This window comes from uncultured Cyclobacterium sp. (assembly GCF_963976465.1).
Taxonomy (GTDB): domain Bacteria; phylum Bacteroidota; class Bacteroidia; order Cytophagales; family Cyclobacteriaceae; genus Cyclobacterium.
The window spans coordinates 1-7,540 of sequence record NZ_CAXBOC010000270.1 but is presented as its reverse complement, the minus strand read 5'-3'; the positions used below and the strand labels follow the sequence as shown (position 1 = coordinate 7,540).

Sequence of the window (7,540 nt, the reverse complement as noted above, 5' to 3'; positions counted from 1 at the left end):
CCTGAAACAGTCATAGGATGTACAAGATTTAGGTTTGCTGTTGTTCCTGTGCCGGAACTATTTGTGAAAATATGGGATGGGCTGACCGTCCATGCAACTGATATACCAGCTGGTACATCCTGAATCGTATATGACCCGCTGGAACAAAGAGCATCAGGGCCATCAACCAATTCCCCACTATTAGGTAAACCATAAAGATTTTGTATCCCAGCTATATCATCTTGTATCAAAAACCGATGAGACCCATTTTGTATCCAAAGAGCATGACCACCTGCCATCAATGCAGTATTTACATTAGAATGATCCAAACCTATGGCATGGCCGATTTCATGGGCAGCAAAAGTAACCAAATCCATAGGTTGGTTATCATTACTTGTTTCAGCTATGGTCCAATCTTCGCTTTCATCAAAATGTATATCTCCAGCAAGGGGGTTAGTGGTTTCACCAATAAGTGCGTGAGCATACACCCCATTAGGTCCATCAAATGGAGCCCCATCTCCATGGTTCCACGATCTCCAAGAAATAACTATGTCTGCATTGTTAGCATTACATACCTCTAAAAAAGCTATATCAGTTTCTGCTTGCCATATATCAAATGCATCTCTTACCCCATCTTCTTCAAGATCCCCGCTAATATCTGGGGTCCCATTATCAAAAAAATACGTAATAATTCGGTCTTCCCATACATTATTCCCATTTCCAATAATAACATATTTAGGATTTATGACGTTTTCGTTGGATTTCTTTTTATCCGGCTTCCCATCAAGAAAGACCATATCAGAATCAGAATTCTGAATGGTTTGGCTGAATACACTAACCGAGCATAAAAGCATGATGAGAATAAAGTAAAACTTTTCCATAATTTAATCCTTAATGATTTCAATACTATCAATATGTAAATAATAATTTTCCTGAGCTACAGTGATAAGGTTAAGCTCATCACAATCTTCTTTTAAATCACCACTTACCACAACTAGCATTCCTTCACTTTTAAATTCTTCAGGTAAATTGCAAATATATCCAAGTATATGCATATCAGGTGATTCACCAGTACTTATATAATACATTTGGTTCCTGTTGTCCAACAATACCATTCCCTCTTTGTCTACCCACTGTTTGATGGTTTTTCTTCCGGGGTCACATGCGGCCAGTTCACAATTTGTAGGCTCTTCTTCTTCGCAACCAAACCCCAAGAGGCTTAATAGTCCACCTAGAAATAAGAGTATTTTGAATTTTTTCATATTATTCTAAATTTTAAGAATTGGTAATAATTTTTGGATTAGAAAATTAGAAAATGCTGATCTAAGTCCCGGAATTATTTAAGTTGACCTCGTGAGAAATACCAAATTTTGATTGAACACCATCCTATTTTCATATTTGAAAAAAATTATTGTGCCACACTTTCCTTTAAGACTAAATGTTAACAATTTTTATTCCTAATACTTAATTTTCCCACATTTTCTTAAAAAATAAAGTGAATTATTGACAAACGGTACATCGGGGAGGGAAATTTTATTTCAAGGATCCAAAATGACCCCGGCTAGGTGTAGTTTATGCCTTCGTGAGCTGGGTGTAGGTTTGCAAAACACCCTTCTATTATTTTTAATTTGCAATTGGAATTGGACGGAATTGCCAATGATCCACGGCTATCAAACCTTCTAATCCAGCATAATTTCTTGCACTCGAACACATGTAGTCCTTTGGTTTTTCCACGATTCCTGCCCTTACCGGATTCTCATGTATATAATTCATTCTACTTTCAATCATTTCAGTTCGATAAAGTTCGACAGCATGGTTTTCATGTGTCCAAAATTGCATCTCCCCAGTTCTTTTATTAAATTTCGCATGATAGGCAAAAATTATCTTCAACCATTCCTTTCTGCTTTCCTGAGGGTTTTCAATTATCATTTTTAGCAATTTCTTGCTTGTAAATTTCTTAAAATCACGCACCCATCCTGATAATTTCGCATCTTTTTGTTGAACAACCAAGTGAAGGTGATTGGTCATGATGACATAACCAAAGAGGAAAAGTCCTTTTTCCTTTTTACAATAAGCCAGATTTTCCAAGATAAAATCTCTATAGACTTTTCTTGAAAACATAGCTAACCATCCCGCACCTGGGATGTGAAAAAATAGTGCATTTCATCGGCTCTTATTCAGAAAACATCCCACGATCTTCAGTCTATAATTCATAGGCTGAAAACTGAAGACCAATACGTCAAATTGAACAGGATAACTTGTCAGATCATCTCCTTCTTCCTTAGAAATTTAAATAAAATAAACCCCAGGGAATTTCCCTGAGGTGTTATGATTAAAGAAATTAATGAATTATTAAACAATAGATTTTCGCTTGTTTACTAACTCATACACACATGGTATGACAAATAGATTAAGTAAAGTGGCAGAAAGCAATCCTCCCAAAATTACGACCGCCATAGGGCTCTGAATCTCATTTCCGGCCTCTCCTCCTTTGAGTGCTAATGGAATCAAAGCCAGACCTGTAGTAAATGCTGTCATCAGAATTGGGTTAAGCCGATCCATGGCACCTTCAAGCAGGAGTTCGTCTCCGCCTTTCCCTTCTTTCCTAAGATCTTCATAACGTGAAACAAGTAGAATTCCGTTTCTTGTTGCGATTCCGAATAAACTGATAAAACCAATTGTAGCTGCGATGCTAATTACTCCGGAGGTAAAATAGACGATCAGAATTCCTCCAATCAGAGCCAAAGGTAAATTAAGTAATACCACAAAGGAAAGCTTGATGTCCTGAAACTCGTAATACAGCAAAAGGAAAATAATCAGAATAGCCATACCTGCTGTGATTAACAGTAGCTGAGATGCTTTGGCCTCACTCTCAAACTGTCCGTCATATTCTACCCGATATCCATCAGGGAGCTGAATCTCATCTCCGATGATTTGCTGGATATCATTGACAACACTTCGAAGATCCCTTCCTTGAACATTTGCTGCAATTACAATTTTTCGTTGCACGTTTTCTCTACTTATGGTATTTGGGCTACTTACAGAGCTTATATTTGCGAGCTGATCGAGCGGTATCTGGCCTCCGCCGGGAAGAGAAATCAATGCCTGTTCGATGCTTGCTCTTGTACTTCTGGATTCAGCTCTGAACCTTACAACTAGGTCAAAATACTGTTGTCCTTCATAAATTTCACCTGCTTTTTCACCTGCAAAGGCAATATCAACCTGCTCCATCAATTGATACACTGTCATCCCGTTGGCTGCCAGTAATTGACGATTCGGAGTGATCCTCAGTTGAGGAACCTCTACTTGCTGATCTACAGCAACATCAGCTATCCCTTCAATTGGTTTGATGCTCGTTTCGATATTTTTGCCTAGTTCAAACAATCGCTGTAGGTCAGACCCAAAGACTTTGACAGCAATGTTGGCCCTTGTACCAGAGAGCATGTGATCAATCCGGTGCGCAATGGGTTGGCCAAGTGTTATACTTGCGCCTGGAACTACACTCAGTTTGGTTCGCACCTCTTCGAAAAACTCCTCTTTGGATTTATCAGAAAGTACAAACGGAACGTCGATTTCAGCGGCATTTACACCCTGAGCATGCTCATCCAGCTCTGCCCGACCAGTTCTTCTGGTAACAACGTCTACCTCGGGCATGTCCAAAAGCAACTGCTCTACCAGCAATCCTGTCTTGTTACTTTCCACCAAGGACATTCCGGGAATACCTACGACACTGATCACTAACGAGCCCTCGTTAAACTCTGGAAGGAAGCTTCGCCCAAGCTGTGCGAAAAGGATTAAGCTTAGTATAAATGCCCCAGCTGTTAGACCGATGATCCATTTGGGGATTTCCAGTGCTCTTCGTAAGAATCCTGAATAATGCTTCTGTAACCAACGTTCTACTTTGGTTCCTTCAGCTTGCTTCTCAAGTACCTTACTATTTTTCAGCAAGTAAGAACAAAGTACAGGCGTCACCGTCACCGCTACGATCAATGAAGTCAATACCGAGGTAATAAAAGCAATTCCCAGAGGTTGTAATAACCGTCCTTCCATACCACTTAAAAAGAAAAGTGGAATAAATGAAACGATGATAATCAGCGTAGCAATAATGATCGAGCTCCTAATTTCGACCGAAGCATCCTGAACTACTTGAAGTACTGACTGCCTCTCTTCAACAGGCTTACGTACATTCTCTCTCAATCTCTTGAAAACATTCTCCACATCAATAATCGCATCATCCACCAAAGCACCTATGGCAATGGCCATACCCCCCAGACTCATGGTATTGATTGTATAGCCTAAAAGCTTAAGTACAATTACAGATACCAGCAGGGAAATTGGGATGGCAAATAATGAGATTACCGTAGTGCGCCAATTCATCAAGAAGATAAAAAGCACAAGCACCACGAAAAATGCACCCTCAAGTAAAGTTTGGTTCAGATTAGAAATAGAAGCATCAATAAAATTTGATTGCCTAAAGATCTCGCTTTTGATTTCCACACCTGCCGGAAGCGTATTTTGCAAATCCGCGATTGCCTCATCTAGGCTTTCCGTAAGCTCCAGGGTGTTTACATCCGGTTGCTTAGATACAGTTAAAATCACAGCCGAAGATGCATTCAAAGAACCGTCTCCGATTTTGTCCGCTGCCCCGATCTGCACGGTCGCAACATCCTTTATTTTGATGGATTGTCCGTTTACTTGTTTCAATACTGCCTCTTCCAAGTCTTCCACAGCATATGCCCTGCCACTTCCTTTGATGATGTATTGATTTCCAAATTCATTCATTACGCCTCCCGGAGCATTCATATTGGAAGCCCTTACTTTTTCCAATAATTCCCCCAGCGTTACATCGTAATATTTTAGCTTTTCAGGGTTGGCGAAAACTTGATATTGCTTATAATCACCGCCTATCACTACCACATTTGCTATCCCTCCAATGGATTTAATCCGTGGGCGGATGGTCCAATCAGCTAGGGTCCGTAACTCCATGGGAGAAAGGCTATCCGAGGTCACTCCCAAAAGCATGATTTCACCCATTATAGATGAGATAGGTGCCATTGTCGGAGTACTTACTCCCTCGGGTAAATTTTCTTGAACCATAGGAATTCGTTCACTCACAATCTGCCGGGCACGATAGATATCGGTACCCCAGTCAAATTCTACCCACACGATCGATATTCCCGCAGCCGATGAAGAACGAATTCTTCTGACATTGGGAGATCCGTTCATTGCGGTCTCCAACTGGTAAGTAACCAGTTTTTCTACTTCTTCTGATTCCATCCCATGTGCTTCCGTCAAGATCGTCACAGTCGGTGCCGTCAGATCAGGAAACACATCCACATTCATCGTCCGTGCAAGATACAAGCCTGTGACACTTAGTACCACAGCACCAAAGAGCACCAATAATCTATTGTGAAGTGAAATAGATAATATTTTATTTAGCATAGCCCCGATTCATTAATGTTCATGGCCGTGTGCTGGTGCCTGTCCAGACATTGAAGCCATTTTCACCTGATATGCACCACGTGTAACTACCACTTCACCCAGCTGCACGCCTTCTAAAATCTCCACTTCCTCTCCATTTCTTCTCCCAATGCCTACTGGTCTCCTTTCAAAACTTTCTCCTGACAGTTCCACGATCACAGAATAATTACCATAATCTTCCAGTAAAGCTGATTGAGGAATAACTGCTGCCAGTTTGGGGTGTCCAAAAGCTAGTTGAACCTCTGTGAAACTACCTTCAGGCATTTCTACTACATCGTTGATTTCCGCAAATACTGACAGCAGGGGCTGATCACTTTCCACCTCTTTTCCTACAGACAAGACCTTTCCGGTAGTGGCTTTCAGACCAGACCAATGGTCAGATCTGGTTTGATAGTAGATGTCATGGATATTCTGGAGCTGAGTAGCATAGGATGGACTTATCTGGACTTCCAGAAGGCTGGTTTTATGGCTGGTAATTGTCACCAGACTCGCACCCTCAGAAACAAACGATCCATTATCCACAGCTATTGATTTTACATAGCCTTCAAATGGAGCCAGGATTTGCTTGCCTCCTGAGGAATATCCTGCGTTAAGGGTTTCATATGTTGACTTGGCCACTAAATACTTCTGCTCCACCAGCTCAAATTCTGCCTTGGGTACAATCTTGGATTCAAACAATTGCTTCTTTCGCTCATATTCCTGGCTTGCCTGCTCATAGGCCGCTCTGGCTTTCTGGATCTCTGCAGAAAGGTTATTTGAGGTCAATTCCGCACTGCTGACAGACATGAGTACTTGGCCTTTTTGTACTTTCATCCCTTCGTTAAGATTATTGCTACTGAAGTTGATTTTCCCTGAGTTGGGCGCAATAAGGGTCTGGTAATCCGAAGGGGAAACCTTCCATCTTCCTGAAGTAGGGATGGTTTGGTAGATCTCCTTTTCTACAACTTTCGCAGTCTGAAAATCTATTTTCCAAGCCTGTTCTTTAAGAAAGGTGATAGAACCATCATCTGTTTCTGCCGTGTTCAAATCGTTTGCAGCATCTTCCATGGAAGCGTAGACTGTCACACCCTGAATCACTATTTTATCTGTAATTGAAGGAGTCTCGAGCTCAAATACCAGTTGATAGATCCCAGCTTCCCTTGGTTGTAAAGAAGGTTTGAATATTCCAGGGGAATCGGGGGCATCAACCGAATTTCTTATACCGTTTTCCCCCTTGATCAGACTGACCGTCAATGAACCCTCGCGGACTGGCTGATGCCTATCCATAATTGTAAAATGAGCGGCAAATCGACTGGTCCCACCTACAACCAAGGCAGGAAATTCCACGAACAATTCCGTTTTATCCGTCCACACTGTAGCATCTACAGATGGGAATTCTTCTATTTCCACCGCATGCCCACCATTTGCATCATGGGCATGATCCTCCTCTTCCTTTGCCTGACATGAGGCAAGGAGGAGTGTAATCATTAGAATTACATATCGCATAATCAATATCCTTTGAATAGATTAATGATCGCTGTGAGTAGTCCCGTCGTCATGGGTATGCTCGGTAGAGTCTTTTTCTACCTTGAATTCTTCTTGATGATGATCGGCATCCTCTGCATCATGTGCATGGCCGTGTTCTTCTTCTGTAGTATGCATGTGACCATGATCATCGTTGTTTTTTTTGTTGCCACATGAGACAGAAACGATCAAAAGTAGTGCGAATAGAATATTTGAGATTTTCATAATTTTTGTAGTTTGAATGTTATAATTGATGTTTTAATAGCTCAGCTTTGGATTGATTTAACTGTTTTTCCATTTCCAACATGGAGTCGAATGCCTGCTGATAGAATTGTAATTCGAGGTAATACTGCATAAAGGAAAGTTCACCCAATTTAAATGCCTGAAGCAATAATGCTTCACTTTCCAAGGACTGTAGCGTGGAATGGTATTCCTGATATTTTTTCAGCATCACTTGATACACTTCATATTCACCCAGAAATTCACTATGCATAACATCTGTTTTGACTTGGGTAAAAGACTTTTGGTAATCATAGTTTGCCTCAGCGGCCTTGACAGTATTTCGGCTACTCCATAA

General features: G+C 41.0%; 6 protein-coding genes and 1 pseudogene. All 7 read right to left on the bottom strand.

What is annotated here, in order from left to right:
• Positions 1-860 (bottom strand): matrixin family metalloprotease (locus AAC037_RS15015; protein ID WP_339903744.1); only part of this gene is annotated, 860 nt, incomplete at its 3' end.
• Between the two features lie 3 nt (positions 861-863).
• On the bottom strand, positions 864-1,241 hold the full coding sequence (locus AAC037_RS15010) for a hypothetical protein (RefSeq protein WP_014022475.1): 378 nt from the start codon (positions 1,239-1,241) through the stop codon (positions 864-866).
• 361 nt (positions 1,242-1,602) lie between these two features.
• The gene (locus AAC037_RS15005) at positions 1,603-2,100 is read right to left on the bottom strand and encodes a transposase (RefSeq protein WP_339903743.1); all 498 of its coding nucleotides are present in this window, start codon (positions 2,098-2,100) and stop codon (positions 1,603-1,605) included.
• A 231-nt stretch (positions 2,101-2,331) separates the two neighbouring features.
• On the bottom strand, positions 2,332-5,421 hold the full coding sequence (locus AAC037_RS15000; protein ID WP_014022476.1) for an efflux RND transporter permease subunit: 3,090 nt from the start codon (positions 5,419-5,421) through the stop codon (positions 2,332-2,334).
• A gap of 12 nt (positions 5,422-5,433) precedes the next feature.
• A complete protein-coding gene (locus AAC037_RS14995; protein ID WP_014022477.1) occupies positions 5,434-6,945 on the bottom strand; it encodes an efflux RND transporter periplasmic adaptor subunit in 1,512 nt (503 codons plus the stop codon).
• Positions 6,946-6,966: 21 nt separating this feature from the next.
• A complete protein-coding gene (locus AAC037_RS14990) occupies positions 6,967-7,155 on the bottom strand; it encodes a hypothetical protein (protein ID WP_339903742.1) in 189 nt (62 codons plus the stop codon).
• Between the two features lie 52 nt (positions 7,156-7,207).
• Positions 7,208-7,540 (bottom strand): annotated as a pseudogene (locus AAC037_RS14985) (TolC family protein); the annotation flags it as partial.

Coding starts and splice junctions, on each gene's coding strand:
- AAC037_RS15010 (WP_014022475.1), bottom strand. CDS start 1,241: ATGAAAAAATTCAAAATACTCTTATTTCTAGGTGGACTATTAAGCCTC.
- AAC037_RS15000 (WP_014022476.1), bottom strand. CDS start 5,421: ATGCTAAATAAAATATTATCTATTTCACTTCACAATAGATTATTGGTG.
- AAC037_RS14995 (WP_014022477.1), bottom strand. CDS start 6,945: ATGCGATATGTAATTCTAATGATTACACTCCTCCTTGCCTCATGTCAG.
- AAC037_RS15005 (WP_339903743.1), bottom strand. CDS start 2,100: ATGTTTTCAAGAAAAGTCTATAGAGATTTTATCTTGGAAAATCTGGCT.